A 14,548-nucleotide genomic window follows, 5' to 3' on the forward strand; every position below is an offset into this window, starting at 1 on the left:
CGGGACTGCTGCTGCACTCGGATCAGGGCTGCCAATACACCAGCGCCGCCTGGCAGCGGCTGCTGGCCCGGCACCAGATCCAGGCGAGCATGAGTCGCCGGGGCAACTGCTGGGACAATGCCGTTGTCGAGCGCTTCTTCCTGAGCCTCAAGACGGAACGCGTCTGGCAGCGCCGCTACGCAAACCACGGCGAGGCGCGGCGGGATATCGCGGACTACATCGTCCGGTTCTACAACACCGTTCGCATCCACTCGACGCTGGGCTACCTGCCTCCCAGCGTCTACGAGCAACCAACGGCAGCCACTCCACCTAACGCGGTGTCCGAAATCACTTGACCACCACACCATCCAATCGAATCTCGGCCTAGTGGTCATCGAACACCAGAAGTCCCTGGATGCCCCGGGACGTGACGAAGACCCCTTTGAGGCGGCAACCAGGAAACTGATGCGCGAGGTGCACCAACGAGGCGGAACCCATGTTGTCCGTGCCGAGATCCGGCCGGTCGTGTCGGAGGGGGTGGTGGTCGGCTACCTGCTTAGTGGCGACGCCGTGCGCGCCAAACCCCGCCCGTAGGCAAACCCTGTCTGATAGGGGGTCGCAGACAACCATCGGAGTGGAAGTCCCTTTGAGCGATTACGACGCCATCTCATACGTTGGCCGGGGTGTGTTGGTGGCGCCCCCGACGTACATGGTCCCAAAGGGCACTGTCAGGGGCTGCTGGACGTCCGTTGCGGCATGCGGAATGGTGCCGTGGTTGCAATCGTTAACCAGTAGGTTAATATAGAGACTGTGCGAATAAGAAGGGAACTAGCTGGGTGAATCTCGGTCCAAAGGGTATTCATTTAATTACATCTGGAGAGGTCAGCGAGCTGATTTGGTCGCTGGGGAGAGAAAGCAATGAGGCTAACTCCGTTTGGCAAAAAGGTGAGGCATTTGAGGATCGACGCAGACGTAACGCTGAAGGACATGGCTGACGCGCTCGGCGTATCGTCGGCGTATTTGTCAGCTGTGGAGGTCGGGCGGAAGCCAGCGAGCGAGGCATTGGCCGAGAAAGTGGCACGTTATTTCCGGAAGCGCGGTGTAGAGCCTGGAGACTTGGTGGAAATCGCTCTTCGAGACGTGAAGTCCATTGACGTGCAGAACCTCGAGGGCCGTGACAAGCAGCTAATCGCCGCCTTCGCGCGCCGACTGCCTGAAATGAAGGACTGCGAGAGAGATCGACTGAGTACTTTTCTGGGAGACTGAGATGGGCGTGCGCGGATACCGAGTTCCACCGCTTAAGCGGATCCAAATTCGCGGGATAGCACTGGCTCTCCGCGATTTGCTCGGCGTCGCCACTGTGGCTCGTATCGACCTGGGCCGATTGCTAGAGCACAAGCTAGAGAAAGCGGATATCAGTTTTGATGTAGTGAGCAGGGATGCGATGGGTCCCGACGAGGCTAGGGCGTGGCCTGATGAGCATCACCTGGAGATTCGTGAGGATGTCTACGACAACTTGCACCAGGATGATCCGCGCAGTCGCTTCACCATCGCGCATGAAATCGGTCATCTCGTGCTGCATCCCGGCCTGAGCCTCGCACGAGGCAAGGCACCGGCTACCCATCGCCACTTCGAGGACTCGGAATGGCAAGCAGACACCTTCGCAGCCGAGTTCCTCATGCCGGTTGCCATTATCCAGCAATGCTGTTCGGGGGTTGCCGACATTGAGTCGGTATGTGGGGTTTCCATGCACGCTGCGCAGATCCGGCACCGTGCGGTTAGCAGGGAGGGTCTGCTCTAGCGTGCACAAAAAAGGCGAATCCGAGTAGCAGCTCGGATTCGCCTCGGGAAAAGACAACGGAACGGGCTGTCGTTGTCTCTTGCCGGCCACGATATGGCTAGCGCAGCTGGGATACTAGTAGTAATTTCCCAGTTAGTCGATATACCGGCCGCAAGTTGTGTGTTCCAGCCCTGCTTTCCCGCCATATGGGTGGGAAGGGGTTGATTATGAAAACCGCAAATTGCGGAAAAGTGATCTTCCGACCGTGGATTACGCGGAACGGGCGTCGGGTTTATGCTCATGAGCATGGCTTGAAAGCCTGGCCGATCCGTGTGAATTCGAAGTCTCGGAAGAAGCGGCAGTAACGGCTCTTGGCCGTCGAGTGGGGTGTCCTTCGGGGCACCCCACTTGTTCTCCAGCCCCCCGAGATCTGTCACCTCCGGCAGATTGTTGAGGGCTCTATTCGCCCCATCACAACGACGATCGAACGTTGTTCGAAGGGCATGCCGATATCCCGTACAGGCCAAGACTCACCTGGCAATGTAGACAAGCCCAATTTCCTTGAGGCCGAAGTGGAAGCCCCTTCCCAAGGCTTTACGGCCATTTTCGCTACTCGTGCCGCCTTCGTGGTGGGATGCCTCGCTCTGACACCCCTGGCTGAGGCTGTTCTGGGGAGCCTAGAATACGGCGACCGCCTGCTAGAAGTGCCCCTGCACTTGGGTCTATCCGCTGCAAGTGCGCGATTTCTCGGATGCTGAGCACGTTTGTAAGCATTTGTGGAAGTTCTCGTTTGCGCCCTGGGCGCGGTCCTGGAGTTTCAGGCCCTAGCGTCGCCCCGTCTGGCTTACTGACAGGAGAGTACCCGCATGCTTGGAGCAATCGTCGGCGATATGGTGGGCGCGCCCTGGGAATTTCGGCGGATCACCACGAAAGAGTTCCCGCTGTTTAATGATCGCAATGGGATCACCGACGACAGCATCATGACGGTCGCCGTCGCCGACGCTCTACTGAATGAGAAGGATCCGGCCGAGGCGATGCGGGAATGGGCGCGTAAGGTTCGGCCAGCAGCGCATTTGGGTGGCTATGGCAAGAAGTTCTTCAGTTGGTTAGCTGCAGCGAGCGTCCAGCCTCCTTGCGGCAGCTTCGGCAACGGAGGCGCCATGCGAGTATCTCCGGTTGCATGGCTCTCATCTTCGCTTGATGAGTGCCTTGAGTCGGCCAGGAAGGTCACAGAGGTTAGCCACGATCATCCCGAAGGACTCAAAGGTGCCCTGGCAACTGCCCACGCCATCTGGCTGGCGCGCCATGGTGCCGAACCGGTGGCGATTCGAGCCGCGCTTGAGGCTGAGTACGGCTACGACCTAAGCCTGAGTGTCGATGGATTCCGCGCGGTCCACGAGTACAACGAGACCGCCCCTGGGACCGTTCCGCCTGCGATCGTCTGTGCATTGGAATCAGAGGACTTCGAGGACGCTCTGCGCAATGCGGTGTCACTGGGTGGTGACGCAGACACGATCGCTGCCATTGCCGGAAGCGTCGCGGAGCCTCTGCATGGAATCCCGGATGCCATCGTCCAATCGGCCTTGCCACATGTCCCTAACGCTATGCGTGAGGTGATCGACGCCTTCGAGAAGTCTCGGTAAGGTAGGCCGTACTGAGCAGGCATTTTCGGTTCAGCGTTCAGCATCTTTGAAGCAATTGCCTAAAAACTATAACCCTCTTCTTGGGAGCGAAAATGGGAATTACCATGGGGCGACCCATTGTCACGACGTTTGCGATGATCGCGTTAACTGGGTGTGCCGCGAGTTATGATTCGGACCCAAATGCTTTCCAACGTGCCGAGGTTATGTCGAAAAATGAAAGAGGCATAACGGTCAAACATAGCACTTGGGGAAACGATATAGCCTTCCGCTATGCCGATGAGCATTGTGAGTCAGTGGATAGGTTTGCAGTCCACGTCAGCACCTCCCAGCAAACTGGCCCTGATGTGATTTCGTCGTGGCGCTGCGAAAAGTGATTTCACCGACTTAGCTACCGGAAACCGTAGCGATACGACGGCGAGGGGCCCCCTAAGCCTAGGCTTGGAGTTTTTACAGGCCCTAAAACGCGCGCGCACGCGCGCGCGTATGGTTGCGAAACTCGAAGTCCTTGCTGTCCATTTGGTCCTGGTCCTCTGTCGGAGTACCACTCGGGTCAACTGTTTTCCGGATATCCGTATGTACCTCTAAGGGAGGGCGCAAGGCTTGAAGCCCGAAAGTAGGGTTCTCTCCATGGCTTCCTTGGTGCCTCGTGTCTAGTGAAGTTGGCTCTGGAGACGCCAGGTCAGGGTACACATTCATCCGATAGGTCGTGAGGTCGCTCCGCGGGCCTTACGGTGGATTTCATGGGTTAGCCCCGTCCGGTTTGTGTCCGCTTTCGTATCCGGTTTCCGTCCGGTTTGTCCGGTTTGTGCCGTCCGTCCGGTCCGGTTTTCCTAAGAAACCGGACGGATCGGATGCTGGACTTACAAAGCGGTTCTTGCTGGTAACGAACCTATTTTCGATCAGGGTTCTCTGAGCGTCGTGCCATCGGTTTCGAGCCATGCCCGTTGCGATGCAGGCGTCACGCCATTCATCGACGCTTACGCGAGCTGTGCCTGTATCGAATCCGCCGGCCTCCAGAGTGTCCCTGCGCTCCCGGTATAGGCGTTCCAGCTCACTGAGAGCGGTGCGCTGCCACCGCCCACGAGGCGGGCGAGGGGATAGGGGGCTGGGTTCATAGTGTGTAGATACAAGGGCGGCAGACGTCACCTCGCGGCCATCGTTGTCGTAAACACCCAGGGGTACGCACTTGAGCTCAAATGCGAGCGGCAACGGGAAATCCGCATCCTTCATTTTTGAAGGTTCTACCCGCGCGCGACCGGTTTCGTCTTGCTCCATCCGGTACTCGGCATCCAGCGCGCCTTTCAATGCCATTGCGCCGCGAGCGCGGGTCTTGTCTGCGTGGCCGGTGTGGTGCACCAGTAAAACGGTGCAGTGATAGCGCGTACGGATCATATCAGCGGCCTGAATGAACCGGCCCATGTCCTGCGTGCTGTTTTCGTCTCCCGGGCCGAAGTTGCGGGCCACTGTGTCGATCACGACCAGAGACGGGGCGGGGGCAGGTACGGCATCTACGGCTTCGCATACCGCCAGCGCGGACTTCGGTTCTGACAGGGCGGCCGGCGCGCTGGAGATATACAGCGGGGCCTCCTGTAGTGAGTGCCCGTGCTGTTTTTCCCATGCCACGAAGCGGCGCTTCAAGCCGTTGAAGCCTTCGCCAGCAATGTAGATCACCGAGCCCTGACTGGTAGGGTTCCCGTGGAATTCGACACCTGCAGCAACGCAGCACGCCACGTCTACGGCCAGAAAACTCTTGCCGCACCCGGGATCACCGAACAGCGAAGCCAAAGATTCAGCCTCCAGGTAATCGCGGATCAAAAATCGGGGAGCACGGAACTCGAGGTCCCCGATATGTACCAGCCGGAAGCCCGGCGCAGGCTTCTGTACCGGGATCGCGATGGTTTCAGACATGAGCCACCTCCGCGATGAACAGGTCTCCTTTCTCGCCGAGGATGCGCTGCACTCCGTCGCGCATCATGGCCTCGACCAGGGCGCGCAGGTACGGGCCTTCCACATGGCCGACGCGAACCAGGATCACCGGGTCGTGGCCAGTGAGGCAGCGCCAATCGAGATCCGCGGGGTTATCTTCTGGGTGAGCGACGATCGCTAGTTGGTTGCAGTGTGGGCCGGACCAGGACCAGCCAGGCCCCTCTATGCGCCTGCGCGCCCAATGCCAGGCACCGTCCCCCGTGGCCACCCATACGGATGTTCTCGGGTCACGCAAGCGGTCGGCATGGTAGCGCGCATAGGGGGGTAGCTTGCGCGCAGTCATGGCCGCACCTCCAGGGCCTGCCGAACGGCAGCGAGCCAGAGGCGAGCTGCGGCGATTTTGGCCTGACCAGATAGGCGTCGGATGGCCTTCGCGCGGCGCGTTGCAGTCCGCCATGCGGTCTTTCGGCTCTCAGCGGATGGGTGACTGATAAACGCCGCTTCCGCCCTTACGCCGATGGCACAGCATTGATGTTGTGGATCCATTGGCCAGAATGGTCCGGGAAGCTCTCGATTCGGCTGGCCGATAGAGAACCCGTCCCACCCCGCCAACGTCGCTTTTCGTTGGGAAACGATACGGGTAAAATCGTTTGTGTTTGCAGAAGTATTCGGGGTCGCCTGGTGCCAGCCAGTGCGGCCCTTTGTTTTTTCTCTCATGGTCGCCGCCCCCTCACCGTGCAGCCTGGCGGCTGGACTCGATCTGCTGCTTCAGCCAGTCATTCACCTCTGCCTCGATCCAGCCGACGGCACGACCGCCGAGCGTGATGGGCTTAGGAAAGCTCCCCTGCGAGATGCGTAGATAGATCGTGCTGCGAGAAAGGCCCGTACGCGCTTTGACAGTGGGAAGCCTTAGAATCACTTCGCTCATAATGAGTGCTCCTGATGCTGTAGTGGAAGTAACAGCCAGGAGGCTACCGGGGGCGTTGTGGGGTAACGCTGTTACCCCACATAGAGATTCACGTCAGGTGATCAGGCGTTCTGCCGTGCCTCAGACAGGTAGTCGGTAAAGAAGGTGCTTTTCTTAAGGGTTTGTTCCTTTCCATTCTTATCCACAGCGCAGAGGATCTCGCCATCACGGTAGACTTCGATAGAAGGTATATCCGTTGATCGCTCGCTTTCAGCGCGGGTGGGTATTTTGTTCCACAACCTTTCCCGTGTTTCACGTGGGTGAGATTTGACTAATTGTTTCGCAAGGTCGTAGGCCCATTTCTTTTTCTTATTCTGCGATCCTTGTTTTCTGTATTTTTCTGATTCCTCGTCTATAAGGCCCTTCAATGTATGTAGCTGCCCTAGCTTGAATGCTGCTAGGATCTGTTCTTCCCCCGTAAGATTGGATACACGAAGTGCTTCTTCTTTAAGCGCTTTATCTATAGGTGAGCTATGTGGTTGATGCTCTTTGGCCAGAATTTGGATGTAATCGATTAGTGTTGAGGGTGAGCTGGCAATAATGCCAACTTGTTCGATTATCTTTGCTTCAGTTAGAGGAGGGCCATATCGCGCATAGACTTTCTTCTTCATTTCTGATCGCCGTGTGAGATTTTTGAAAGGGGATTGCTGGGATGCCATACACCCTATCTCGGGCATCGCCGTGTTGCACCCTCGCTGATGCCGCTGGCCGGCGGGTTTCCAGTCGGGTAGGCTCCTTCGCCATGTTGTATGACCGCATCATTAAGACGGGGACGATCAACGAGCCGGAAGGCAAGCCGGACCCGCATTTCGCGCTAGCCTCGACAGTCAACTGGATGCGGGCTCTGCGCCTGTTGATCGAGGATGAAGGCATTGATTTCGGGAATGCAGAGGGCTTCTACAAGGGCGAGGGGAAACGGAGGATGGGCGTGCGAGTCGAGAATACCGTTCTCGAACAACTCTTCCTTGCTCTCCATCATCTCTCGGCACTTGAGCAGTTGCGAGGAGGCGTGACGGCAACCGACTACGCCCGGGTTGGCGTGCTTGCCTGGTATTACGGTATCGCCAATGCGGCAAGTGCGATGACGGCGGCCCAGGCAGGCTCTTTCCAGGAAGATCACTCAGGCACGGCGCGACAATGGGACGAGCAGATCGCTAGCCGAAACCTCGCCATGGCCCCATTCAGCTGGCGTCTGAACAGCTTGGTCGAGAAAACCTACAAGCCGGAGGTAAAAGCATACAAGCAGGGCAGCATCGGCAAGTTAATTTACAGGCCGGAGAATGTTGCCGAGGCACGCGGAGCGGTTGCCGAATATCTATCGGGATCTGCGGGCTGGTATGCCTGGAGGGCAATGGAAGAGCTGAAGAAATCGCGACAATTTAGGGACCTAGGAGTTGAGAACTTCCGGACAAGGGCCGCTCAAGAGCTTCGAGATGAGCGACTGAAGAAGAAATCCCTTTGCTTTATCCACCTGGCATATCGGTATCGCGGAAAGGCAAATTATCGCGAGGCTCTCTTTCTTGCCTACGGACGCGATACCGAAACTACGCTCGCGGACTTTGCCGCCGACATGTCCGCAGTCCTCAGGGCATTCCTAACCATGGCCGGTGCGTTTTCTAAGCGCAGGCTTGGCGCGAGCCTTTGGTCGGATTTCGTCAAGGATGTCGATACCAACAAGGCTTTCACACTTCGTGCGCAGGATGTGTGGAGCTGACGTCATTCCCGCTCGTTGCCTGTTAGATAAATGGCCCAGTCCTGCATCATTTGGCTGCGCTTCGTGAATAGGTCACCGCGCCGGTAGGCCGCCTCTACCTTGTTTTCGATGACGTGGGCTAGGGCCATCTCGGCGACGTCTCTGGGGTAGCTGGAAACTTCGCCGGACCAGTCGCGGAAGCAAGAGCGGAAACCGTGGGGGACATAGTTGCCGCGTGCCCCTTTGGGTCCGAAGCCGAGCCTGCGCATCGTGGTGAGTAGCGCCATGCTGGACAGTGGCTTGCCGGCGATCCTCCCCGGAAAGACGTATCGGTTCTCGGTAAGGCGGGGGACCTCTTCAAGCAGTTGGAGGGTCGCCGGCACGAGTGGAACGCGGTGTTCCCGACGTGACTTCATGCGGTTGGCTGGAATGGTCCATGTTTCGTTGGCGAAGTCGAATTCATCCCACTCGGCAAGCAGTACCTCTTTGGTTCGTGTCGCAGTCAGAATCAGGAAGCGCAGGGCAATCGGGGCGATTCCATCCAGGTCGCGGAGCTCGACCATGAACTTGGCCGCATCCTCATAAGGCATGGCGGGGTGATGAGTGACCTGCTTTACCCGACAGGGTTTAGCCAGGAGCTTGTCGAGGTGCCCCCGCCAGCGCGCAGGGTTGGATTCCTCGCGATGTTGATGCGCGGCTGCGTAATCCAGGATGTTTTCGATCCTGCCCTGGACGCGTTTAGCCGTTTCGGTTTTGTTGGCCCAAATGGGCGCTAGGATCTCGAGGATGTCGTCCGTAGTGATCGCGTCGACTCGTTTCTGCCCGATTTTTGGACGAGCGTAGTTCTTCAGTGTCCTGACCCACTGTCGCTGATGCTTCGGGTTTTTCCATCCTCGACGGTGGGCACGGACGTATCGTGCCGCGCATGATTCGAACGTGGGGATCTCCTTGACGCGAGTACCCCGCGTGGCGATCGGGTCGACACCATTGCGGGCAAGGGTGCGGAAAGCCGTGGCGTTTTCGCGGACAGTCGCGAGGGATACATCGGGATATGTCCCCAGGCCCATCTCGCGTCGCTTCCCTTCGACTGTGAGCCGTAGAACCCACTTCTTCGCCCCGCTAGCAGAAACGACAAGCCGTAATCCACCCCCGTCTTCGTACTTGCCAGTAGCGGCGTTCTTGATCTGGCGTGCGCTCAGTTTGTTCAGTGCCATACGGTGTTCCTATCCTGGTATCGGTCCCCCAACGAGTCCCCCAATTGATCTGGATTGCGTTGGATTGGATAGGAACTAGTAGTACACCAAGTATTTGAAAAATGGAAGGGAATAGGGGGTTAATGGACGCCCATGGATGTGGGGTCGGCGGACTCACTCTCCGCCAAATCCAGCGAGGGGGCCCGAGCGGCCCCTTTCGCACGTCTGGCCCCGACATTTCCGGGATTCGAACCCTCGATGATAAGAAAATCGGGTTCGACCGGCGCCGCCCTGCGGCGCCAGCACGCCGAAGCGCAGCGCAGGCGCCCGGAGGGCGGACGGCACAGCCGGCCGTCATCCCTTACTCTCCGCCAAATCCTGCAAAGGGGCCCCAGTGGCCCCTTTCGCACGTCTGGCCCCGGCGGCCGTCCCCCAATGCGTCCCCCATGTGCTTATGGGTCAGCTCTGGACCCAAGGAGTCGTGATGTCGAGTTTCGACCAGCTTGCCGGCAGCTGTTCGGGGGCATGGGTGACGAGGATGCATTGACGGTCCTGCAGCCAGGGCTGGAGGCGTTCGAGCACCCTTTGCTGTGTGGTCGTGTCCAGGCCGGCAAAGGGTTCGTCGAGCAGCACCACGGGCCGATCCTGAAGAACCACGGCCGCCAGTGCCAGGCGGCGCCGCTGGCCTCCGGAGAGATAGGCACCGCCCTCGCCGATGCGGTAGTCCAGGCCCTCGTCGGTATCGCGTACGCTAGTCGCGAGATCCACCCGTTCCAGGGCCTGCCACAGGACTTCGTCGCTCACCACGCTCGTGCCCGGGTTCAGAATGGCGCGAATGCTCGTGTCCGGGAGTTGCAGGCCCTGGGGCAGGTAGCTGATATGCCGGTAGCGGGTATCGGTGGCGATTTGCTGCAGATCGGTGTGGGCCAGAGACACCTGCCCGTCCAGTGGCGGGAGCTCGCCGGCGAGGGTGTCCAGCAGTGTGCTCTTGCCGCGCCCGCTGGGCCCGCTGATGACCAGGGGCTGACCGCGCGCGGGGGCCACATCGATCGGCCCCAGCAAGGGGCGCTCGCGCCGAAAGCCGATGGTCAGGGCCTCGGCTCTCATCAGCATGGGGTGACTGTTCGGAGCGGACTGGGTCTGCAGGGATTCGTCTGGCGTTTGCCGGGGCGTAGCACCGTCCAGCTGCCGTACGCGCCCGGCCGCCTCCAGGCTCTCGCCGGCGCGCCACCATGCGCCGGGCAGGCTGCCCAGCACCTCGCCGAGTCCCAGGGTCATCAGCGGTAGCAGGACCGCGACCGGCGCGGTGAGGGTCCCGTCTCGATACCAGCCGAGTGCGAGCACCAGCATCACCAGGGCGGCGGCGCCAACCAGCCCCTGGACGATTTGTTCAGAGCCGACCCCGAACGCCTCCTGAGCCCGTTGTTGGCGTGCGTAGTCCGCATTGCCCCGGCGCAGGGTGGCCTCGCGTTCGCGCGCGCGGTCGTAGGCCAGCAGCTCGGCCAGGCCCCCGATGTAATCGAACAGGCCAACCCGTTCGCGGGCCCGAGCCTGCACTAGCGCGTGGCTGCGCCGCTGTCCGGCGAGGGCGAGCAGGGCGGAGACCGCAAGCGTTGCGACACCCGAGGCTGCGAGCAACGCCGTGGCGGGCCAGGGCGCAAGCCAGGCGGTCATGATCAGCGTGACGATCAGGCTCAATGCCGCGGCGATCATCGGACCGGCGACGCGCAGCGGCATCGCATCCAGGGTGTCGATATCGCCGGTCAGGCGCGTCTGCAGGTCGCCGCTGCGGAAGGCGCGGATGCGTTCCATGGGGAGCGCCGCGAGGCCGCGAAAGCTGCGCCCGCGCAGGTCGGCCAGGCTGCGCAGCACCGCCTCGTGGCTGACCAGCCGCTCGAAGTAGCGCGCCAGCGTCCGACTGATCGCGGCGGTACGGATGCCGCCGGACGGCACGTAGACGTCCAGGGTGGCCAGCAGCCCCGCCCCCGCCAGGGCGGTGGCGGTGATGAACCAGCCGGACAGTGCCAGCAGGGCAATGCCGGCAATCCAGGTCAGCGCGAGCAGCCCCCAGGCGCCCCAGTACCAGCTCCGGCGTTGTCGGAACACCCGGTGCAGAAAGGCCAGCTGCGCGCGGGTCGGATTATGCATCGCGGGCCTCCGGTGTGGCGGGTGCCAGGTCCAGGCGCTGCGCGCAGCGAGCCTGAATGGCGGCGTGGTGGCTCGCGATCACCAGGGTCAGGCCACGCGCATTGGCCAGCTGGAACAGCGTGTCCAGCAGGGCCTGTTCGGTGTCCGGGTCGAGCGCGCTGGTGGGCTCGTCGAGCAGCCAGAGGCGGTGGCCGGAGAGCAGGGCGCGCGCCACGGCCACGCGCTGGGCCTGGCCGCCGGACAGCCCGTGCCGGGCCTCGCCGATGGCGGTGTCCAGGCCATCCGGCAGCTCGGGGGCATCCAGCGGCAGGCCGGCCTGTTGCAGGGCGCGGGCCATGTCCGCATCCGGGATGGGATCGTGGTGGGCGAGCTGCAGGTTCTCGCGCAGGCTGCCGTGGAACAGATGCGCATCCTGATCGATCCAGGCGAAATGGCGCGCTTCCGGATGGCGCCGGATGGTGCCCGTGGTCGGTGAAAGGAAGCCTGCACAAACCGCGAGCAGGGTGGACTTGCCACTGCCACTGGGGCCTGTCAGCGCGAGCTGCGCCCCGGGCTGTACCGCGAGATCGAGACCCACCAGTGCCGGCGTGCGCTGCCCCGGATAGTGCACGGAGGCCCCTTTGAGCTCCAGCCAGGGTGCCGAGGAATCCTCTTCGCGGGGGGCGCCATCCTCGGCAGTGGCGGAATCCACTGGGGCCGCGGGCGCCACCAGTGCCGGCGCAAGACCCTCAGCGGCGGCCAGCGCGCCGGCACGGTCATGGTAGCTCTGGGCGAACTGGCGCAGCGGGAGGAAGTATTCCGGCGCCAGCAGCAGGATGAACAGGCCGGTGAACAGGGTGATGTCGCCGGCCGGCCCGTAGTCCAGGGCGCCGAACAGGGCGAAGCCGATGTAGATCGCGACCATGCCGATCGCTACGGCACTGAAGAACTCCATGATCGCCGAGGACAGGAAGGCGACCCGCAGGGTGCGCATGGTCAGCCGCCGCTGCTGATGGCTGCGTTCGACGACCTCGGCCTCGGTGGCCGCAATCGCGCGTGCCCGGCGCAGCCAGTCCAGGCTGCGGATGCGGTCGAGGAAATGTCCGGCGAGCTGGTTCTCCTCCTCTTGCTGGCGCCGATGGATCTGTTCCGCACCCATGCCGACGATCGCCATGAACGCGGGGATCAGCGGGGCGGCGAACAGCAACAACAGGGCGGCCAGCCAGTCCAGCCACAGCGCCGCGATCAGGATGGCCACGGGTGTCAGGATGACGGCCTGGCGGGCCGGCAGGTAGCGTGCGTAATAGCCGGTCAGGTCATCCACACGCGTCTGGAACTGCTCCGCCCAGGCGCCCGCGGTGGTCTGCCCGGCCAGCCGTGCCGGCCCCGCAAGGCGTGCCTGGCGCAGGAGATCCGCGCGTAGCTGTTGCTTCACCGCAAAGGCGAGGCGGTGACCGGCCAGATCGCGCAGGGCCTGGGCCGAATACCGCAGGGCCAGCAGCCCCAGGCCCGCGAGCAGGATGCCCGTGAGGGCGGGCGCTGTGGCGGCGAACAGGGTGGCGTGCACCGCCCAGGCCACGAGCCCCGCCAGGGCAATGGTGGCCAGTGTCGCGACCAGCGTGCTGGCCGCACTCAGGGCCAGCCAGCGCCGGTGCGGTTGCTGGCGCATGCGAAGCCATTGCCCCGGTGAGGCGGCTTCGCTCGTCCCTTGCGCGTCTGTCCCTAAGGGTTCCGTCATCGACTAGCGCAGGTAGCGCCCGCGCAGCATGTTGAAGTACAGCGGCTTGATCATGTGGACCTTCAGGCGCCACCACATCCAGCTCGGTTCTCCCTGATCGAGGAAGCTGAAGGTCGGGACCTCCTCGAGGCTGTAGTCGAATTCGACCAGCGCGGCCTTGCCCACCTCGGTGATCAGCGGGCAGGAGGTGTAGCCATCGAACTGGCGCGAGGGCTCGCGATCCTGGATGACGTCCACCAGGTTGTCCGGCATCACCGCGCCATGCGAGCGCACGGTGGAGGCGGTCTTGCCGATTGCGGTCGACACCACGTCCCCGGCGCCGAAGATGTTCGGGTATTTCACGTGCTGCAGTGTGCGGTCATCCACGGCCAGCCAGCCGCCGGGGGCCATTGGGCCGTCCTCGACGGCCAGTTCCGCCTCCCGCACAAAGTCGTGGGCGCGCATCGGCGGGGTCACGTGGAGGTAGTCGTAGTCCACCGTTTCCTCGCTTCCGTTGGCATTGCGGAAGGTCGCGCGGCGGGCGTCCACATCGACCGCGGACAGGAAGCCGCCGTCGTTGATACCGATGTCACGTTCGCCGTACAGGTCGCGCACCATGTGGTCGAAGCGTTGCACGCTGAACAGCGTGTCCGAACCGGTGTGGTAGTGGAACTCGGCACTGCCGCGCTGTCCGGCGGTGCGCAGCAGATCATCGGCGATGAAGGTGGCCTTGATCGGTGCGCCGGCACACTTGATCGGGGTATCTGGGATCGTGAAGCGGGCGACCCCGCCGTTCTCGCCAAAGGCATGAATCTGTTCATAGGCATCGCGCGCGGCCTCGGCGCTGGCATACAGGCTGGTCAGGCCGGGGCGCCCGATATCCTCGCGGCGCAGTCCCTCGATCGCCTCGAAGTCCAGATGCAAGCCGGTCGCGACCACCAGGAAGTCGTAGTCGAGGCGATCGCCGTCGGTGGTCTCGACGCGCTGGGACTCGGGGTCGATCGCGGCGACCGCGGAACGCACCCAGTCCACGCCGCGCGGGATGTAGCGTTCGTTGCGCCGCTGCACCTCACCGACCGAATACACGCCGGCGGCCACCAGGGTCCAGCCCGGTTGGTAATGATGAATCTCGCTCGGCTCGACGATGGTGATCCGCGCCCCGTCCAGCAGGTCGCGCAGGCGGGCGGCCATGGTCATGCCGGCCGCACCCCCGCCCAGCACTACGATCCGGGCCTGGCTGGAGACGGCCGCGCGGGCCGGGGCGGCATGCACGCCGGTCGCGGACACCAGGCCGGCGGCACCGGCAATCTTCAGGAAATCGCGCCGGGATAGCCCGCGCAGCGCATCGTCGGCCTGACGGGCCAGGTCGTTTGCAATCGCCGGTTTCTTCGGGTCTTCGGGATGGTGCATGGCTCTCTCCGCGTATCCGTCTGCCGCGCCGCGTATCGGCGGGCCGGTTGTCAGTGTCAGCCGCCTCAGGGCGGTCCGTGTGACGGATTGCTTACAAGTTGCATGCCAACACT

At 62.1% G+C, this 14,548-nt stretch carries 14 protein-coding genes; 7 read left to right on the forward strand and 7 right to left on the reverse strand.

Annotated features, from left to right (window positions below):
- From F816_RS0106885 to F816_RS0106905, 5 genes are all read left to right on the forward strand, one after another.
- Positions 1-335 (forward strand): integrase core domain-containing protein (locus F816_RS0106885; protein WP_019594105.1); only part of this gene is annotated, 335 nt, incomplete at its 5' end.
- Between the two features lie 31 nt (positions 336-366).
- Positions 367-573, forward strand: a complete 207-nt coding sequence (locus F816_RS0106890) for a hypothetical protein (RefSeq protein ID WP_019594106.1) — start codon at positions 367-369, stop codon at positions 571-573.
- A gap of 324 nt (positions 574-897) precedes the next feature.
- On the forward strand, positions 898-1,245 hold the full coding sequence (locus F816_RS0106895) for a helix-turn-helix domain-containing protein (protein ID WP_019594107.1): 348 nt from the start codon (positions 898-900) through the stop codon (positions 1,243-1,245).
- A gap of 1 nt (position 1,246) precedes the next feature.
- Positions 1,247-1,780: an ImmA/IrrE family metallo-endopeptidase gene (locus tag F816_RS0106900; protein ID WP_019594108.1), complete on the forward strand. Its 534-nt coding sequence runs from the start codon at positions 1,247-1,249 to the stop codon at positions 1,778-1,780.
- Between the two features lie 845 nt (positions 1,781-2,625).
- A complete protein-coding gene (locus F816_RS0106905) occupies positions 2,626-3,402 on the forward strand; it encodes an ADP-ribosylglycohydrolase family protein (RefSeq protein WP_019594109.1) in 777 nt (258 codons plus the stop codon).
- A gap of 738 nt (positions 3,403-4,140) precedes the next feature.
- Here the strand turns inward: F816_RS0106905 and F816_RS0106910 are convergent.
- A complete protein-coding gene (locus tag F816_RS0106910; protein WP_019594110.1) occupies positions 4,141-5,310 on the reverse strand; it encodes a helicase RepA family protein in 1,170 nt (389 codons plus the stop codon).
- On the opposite strand from F816_RS0106910, the gene F816_RS14865 reads away from it, so the two are divergent.
- Entirely contained in the window at positions 5,309-5,509 is a 201-nt protein-coding gene (locus F816_RS14865) for a hypothetical protein (protein WP_019594111.1), read from the forward strand. The two genes, F816_RS0106910 and F816_RS14865, sit on opposite strands and share 2 nt — an antisense overlap.
- Before the next feature lie 549 nt (positions 5,510-6,058).
- On the opposite strand, the gene F816_RS0106920 is transcribed toward F816_RS14865, so the two are convergent.
- Positions 6,059-6,256: an AlpA family transcriptional regulator gene (locus tag F816_RS0106920; protein ID WP_019594112.1), complete on the reverse strand. Its 198-nt coding sequence runs from the start codon at positions 6,254-6,256 to the stop codon at positions 6,059-6,061.
- 101 nt (positions 6,257-6,357) lie between these two features.
- Positions 6,358-6,906, reverse strand: coding sequence for a hypothetical protein (locus F816_RS14870; RefSeq protein ID WP_155998534.1), 549 nt, complete (start codon positions 6,904-6,906; stop codon positions 6,358-6,360).
- 131 nt (positions 6,907-7,037) lie between these two features.
- Between F816_RS14870 and F816_RS0106925 the strand changes: the two genes are divergently transcribed.
- On the forward strand, positions 7,038-8,009 hold the full coding sequence (locus F816_RS0106925) for a hypothetical protein (RefSeq protein ID WP_019594113.1): 972 nt from the start codon (positions 7,038-7,040) through the stop codon (positions 8,007-8,009).
- 2 nt (positions 8,010-8,011) lie between these two features.
- Here F816_RS0106925 and F816_RS0106930 read toward each other — a convergent pair whose 3' ends face one another.
- From F816_RS0106930 to F816_RS0106945, 4 genes are all read right to left on the reverse strand, one after another.
- Positions 8,012-9,202 (reverse strand): integrase arm-type DNA-binding domain-containing protein, encoded by a 1,191-nt coding sequence (locus F816_RS0106930; protein ID WP_019594114.1) that lies wholly within the window; start codon positions 9,200-9,202, stop codon positions 8,012-8,014.
- Positions 9,203-9,640: 438 nt separating this feature from the next.
- Positions 9,641-11,329 (reverse strand): thiol reductant ABC exporter subunit CydC, encoded by a 1,689-nt coding sequence (cydC, locus tag F816_RS0106935; RefSeq protein WP_019594115.1) that lies wholly within the window; start codon positions 11,327-11,329, stop codon positions 9,641-9,643.
- Positions 11,322-13,046, reverse strand: a complete 1,725-nt coding sequence (gene cydD / locus F816_RS0106940) for a thiol reductant ABC exporter subunit CydD (protein ID WP_026333173.1) — start codon at positions 13,044-13,046, stop codon at positions 11,322-11,324. Before cydD ends, cydC begins: the two co-directional genes overlap by 8 nt.
- 3 nt (positions 13,047-13,049) lie before the next feature.
- Complete coding sequence (locus F816_RS0106945) at positions 13,050-14,435, reverse strand: NAD(P)/FAD-dependent oxidoreductase (protein WP_019594117.1); 1,386 nt, start codon at positions 14,433-14,435, stop codon at positions 13,050-13,052.
- Positions 14,436-14,548: the final 113 nt, after the last annotated feature.

Origin of the sequence: Thioalkalivibrio sp. ALM2T, assembly GCF_000381505.1 — a bacterium.
In the GTDB taxonomy this organism is placed as follows: Bacteria; Pseudomonadota; Gammaproteobacteria; order Ectothiorhodospirales; family Ectothiorhodospiraceae; genus Thioalkalivibrio; species Thioalkalivibrio versutus.

Bases quoted from the DNA above. Each gene is read 5' to 3' on its own strand.
- F816_RS0106895 (WP_019594107.1), top strand. From the start codon at position 898: ATGAGGCTAACTCCGTTTGGCAAAAAGGTGAGGCATTTGAGGATCGAC.
- F816_RS0106900 (WP_019594108.1), top strand. From the start codon at position 1,247: ATGGGCGTGCGCGGATACCGAGTTCCACCGCTTAAGCGGATCCAAATT.
- F816_RS0106905 (WP_019594109.1), top strand. From the start codon at position 2,626: ATGCTTGGAGCAATCGTCGGCGATATGGTGGGCGCGCCCTGGGAATTT.
- F816_RS14865 (WP_019594111.1), top strand. From the start codon at position 5,309: ATGAGCCACCTCCGCGATGAACAGGTCTCCTTTCTCGCCGAGGATGCG.
- F816_RS0106910 (WP_019594110.1), bottom strand. From the start codon at position 5,310: ATGTCTGAAACCATCGCGATCCCGGTACAGAAGCCTGCGCCGGGCTTC.
- F816_RS0106920 (WP_019594112.1), bottom strand. From the start codon at position 6,256: ATGAGCGAAGTGATTCTAAGGCTTCCCACTGTCAAAGCGCGTACGGGC.
- F816_RS14870 (WP_155998534.1), bottom strand. From the start codon at position 6,906: ATGAAGAAGAAAGTCTATGCGCGATATGGCCCTCCTCTAACTGAAGCA.
- F816_RS0106925 (WP_019594113.1), top strand. From the start codon at position 7,038: ATGTTGTATGACCGCATCATTAAGACGGGGACGATCAACGAGCCGGAA.
- F816_RS0106930 (WP_019594114.1), bottom strand. From the start codon at position 9,202: ATGGCACTGAACAAACTGAGCGCACGCCAGATCAAGAACGCCGCTACT.
- cydC (WP_019594115.1), bottom strand. From the start codon at position 11,329: ATGCATAATCCGACCCGCGCGCAGCTGGCCTTTCTGCACCGGGTGTTC.
- cydD (WP_026333173.1), bottom strand. From the start codon at position 13,046: ATGACGGAACCCTTAGGGACAGACGCGCAAGGGACGAGCGAAGCCGCC.
- F816_RS0106945 (WP_019594117.1), bottom strand. From the start codon at position 14,435: ATGCACCATCCCGAAGACCCGAAGAAACCGGCGATTGCAAACGACCTG.